The sequence below is a fragment of the Rahnella woolbedingensis genome (assembly GCF_003602095.1).
In the GTDB taxonomy this organism is placed as follows: domain Bacteria; phylum Pseudomonadota; class Gammaproteobacteria; order Enterobacterales; family Enterobacteriaceae; genus Rahnella; species Rahnella woolbedingensis.
The window spans coordinates 1-3073 of record NZ_RAHH01000070.1 but is presented as its reverse complement, the minus strand read 5'-3'; the positions used below and the strand labels follow the sequence as shown (position 1 = coordinate 3073).

The 3073-nt window shown below is 48.2% G+C and carries 1 protein-coding gene and 1 pseudogene; one reads left to right on the top strand and one right to left on the bottom strand.

The window, feature by feature from the left end; translation table 11 throughout:
* Positions 1-261, top strand: a pseudogene (locus D6C13_RS25145) (argininosuccinate synthase); the annotation flags it as partial.
* A 211-nt stretch (positions 262-472) separates the two neighbouring features.
* On the opposite strand, the gene D6C13_RS25140 reads toward D6C13_RS25145, so the two are convergent.
* Positions 473-2560 (bottom strand): autotransporter outer membrane beta-barrel domain-containing protein, encoded by a 2088-nt coding sequence (locus D6C13_RS25140; RefSeq protein ID WP_208642950.1) that lies wholly within the window; start codon positions 2558-2560, stop codon positions 473-475.
* Positions 2561-3073 lie beyond the last annotated feature (513 nt).

Genomic DNA, 3073 nt, shown 5'->3' with positions numbered 1-3073 from the left:
AATGACTACACCATCATGAATACGGTCTCTGAGAATCTGACCTACAAACCAGAGCGCCTGACCATGGAAAAAGGCGAATCCGTGTTCTCACCGGATGACCGTATCGGCCAACTGACCATGCGTAATCTGGATATCACCGATACCCGTGAAAAACTGCAAAACTACGTTGAGACCGGCTTGCTGACTTCTTCTGCTGCTACCGGTTTACCGCAGGTGGATAACAATAATCTGCCGCGTGGCTTGCAGGTGAAAAACAAGTAATTGCGGTTAACGTAAAATAAAAATGCAGGTTTGGGTGAGTCGCCTGAACCTGCTTTGGAAAACCCATCAGTTATGATTCCTTTTATTGTCCTTTCTGCTTCAAATATACAAAACGCCTGATGCATTGCATCAGGCGTTTTGGTACAAAAAGATAATCAGGCCAGAGTTGATTAAATATTACGGTATTTGTTTATCATACCGTGACATGACATCAGAAACTGTATTTCACGCCAATACGACCCGCAACATCACTGTAATTATCTGAACCTGTCTGATAACCCACATCACCCCAAAGGCTGGTATTTTTAGCGATGTTGGCTTCCATACCCGCTTTCACTTCAACAAGATCTTCCGCACCCTGTTGTTCTACCAATGTGCCATCAAAACGTGCAGAAGTAGGATCGCTGTTGTGGATATAGTTAACTTCAACGAATGGCTGCACAGAGTAGCCTTTTTTATTATCCGGACGGTTATCGCTCAGGTAACCGCGCACACCAACGGAACTCTGCATGTTGTTATCGCCAGTAGCGACACGAGTGCCGTTGCTTTCAGTGTGATTCTCGCTGCGGACACCGCTCCACAGAAGCTGTGCCTTAGGCTGCACCCACAGACCGAACTCATTCATTTGCGCAACGTTGTACGAATACCCGGCTTCTACTGCACCGGTCATACCACGAATAGCGTACTCTTCTTCATCCAGCCCTTCGGAGCTAACTGAAGCATTCATGTCATTCCATTGCAGCCAGCTATCAACATACAGGCCAGGCTGATTCGCAGCCGTGTTATACCAGGTGGCGTATACACCCACACTGTAACCATCCACACTGCTATCAGACTTATTGCCGGTAATGGCGGAAGTCGTCGTGCTGTCGCTGTTACCATAGCCGGTCATCAGACCCAGGCTAAGGCGATTATCTGCGCCGGTCATCCACTGGGCAATGTCGCCACCAATCTGGACAACTTCACGGTCAGAGCGGGAATGTAACTGGCCCCGGCCGGATTCAAAACGGTTATGGCCTGCTTCGCTACGCAACCACATGCTGGTTACAGCGGTTTCACCGGTCAGCTGATCGGTGTACTGGCTTTCACCTACGCGGTCGTGCAGACGAACGTTGAACATACTCTGCGCCGCTGCAAGGTTTGCCAGATAGCCGCCAACTTCCGGACGATAGACGGAGGTATCCGCTGGAGGAGAAGTGGGTTCCGTCGGATTTGTCGGTTCTGTCGGCTCCACAGGCTTAGAAGTGAGCTTACTGGTGAGATACCAGTTTGCATCATCAGCCCCTTTAACGACGGAATAATCGTAAGCACCGGCCACAATACGGCCATCCTGCGTGAATGCGGTAGCATCGGAAGTGCCGCCCACGCTGACGATTTCCACACCTTCGATAGTTTCAGAACCCTGACCGCCCAGATTCTTGACAGTGACGCTGGTTGAACCTGTTGCGTTACCGGTAATAGTCAGCTTATCGGTTGCAGAGGTGTCATCTCCCAGTACTGAACCCAGCACCAGTTTGCCGTTAGTACCGGTATAATTGCCGTCAATTTTCAGCTCATTACCCGCCGTACCTGCTGCGTTTTCAAGATGAATTTCACCGCTGTTATTAACGTTGCCCACCACAGTCAGCAGAGTATTCGTAATAGTATCAAACAAGCTGGTAGCAGCAGGGGTTGCCGGCAGAGGCGCGACGGAACCCACCTGAATATTACCGCTGTTGTTGATATCAGATTCAACGATGCCGTAACCGCTCAGCGTGGCGCCCGCATCGATATCGACTGAACCTGTGCTGGTCAGTTTGATATCCGTATGATCAGCGCTGCCAACCTGCATATTGCCGCCAGCCACCTTAACTTTACCCTCAGCGACATCTGCCGAACTGTTGAGGATAAATGTGCCGTCACCCAGCTTATTAATGTTCTTTGCACCGGTGAGTTTACCGTCATAGGTAAATGTTGAACCCGATGCGGTATCCATATTCCAGTTATCCCCCAACACAATTTCGCGGGAAAGTGAGGTGTCCTGAGTCGTTCGCAAGGTGGTGTTATCGTTCATGGTCAGGGCGTTACCTGCGGCACCCAGATTTTTATCCTCTTTGAATTCCAATGCGCCACCCGCCACGGTAATACCCTTAGTCAGGCCGCTATTGTCACCTTCCAGACGAACCGTGCCCGTGGGTTTGGTCGCATCCCCAAGGGATAGTTCACCTGTTCCACTAATCACTCCCGTAAGAGTTAACGTGGTGTCATTACTGGCAGTAATATTATTTTTCCCAAGAGCGCTAAGGATATTCTGGCTCATTGACAATGTTTTATAACCAAGTACTCCCCCGTTTTCCAGTTTCACAATTGCTGAATCTGCCCCTAAATTATTTCCTTCATTTATGCCAATAGTAATTCCTCTCGCCAAAAACGTACCAGAGTAAGTGTTTTTCCCAGTTAGATTGAGAATTGTTTTATCAAATGGATCACTAACACTATTATAATCGCTGGTAAGAATTAATTCTCCTAAAACATCACGTCCCGCTTTGTCAGAGATGGTACCGGACAAGGTTACATTAGTATGTCCATTAGTGTCGATAAGACTTACATTAGCCAGTTGTGAAGGGTCAACGGCAGCGACATACATATTGTTATCATAGCTAACATTAGAAGCAGTGGCATAAAGGTCATTATTGTGTTGTGCAGTAAAATCCCATGTTTCTCCCGGTTCCAATGTATCTAAACCAAATCCATAAGTAGCAGCAGAAGAAGTCAGCAAGCCGGTCTCCACATAGTTTTGCAGCTTCTCGCGAGTATCGGTGATATCCAGATT

What these genes read in the sequence shown, in the direction of transcription:
- D6C13_RS25140 (WP_208642950.1), bottom strand. Translation starts at nt 2,560, where the DNA reads ATGAGCCAGAATATCCTTAGCGCTCTTGGGAAAAATAATATTACTGCC.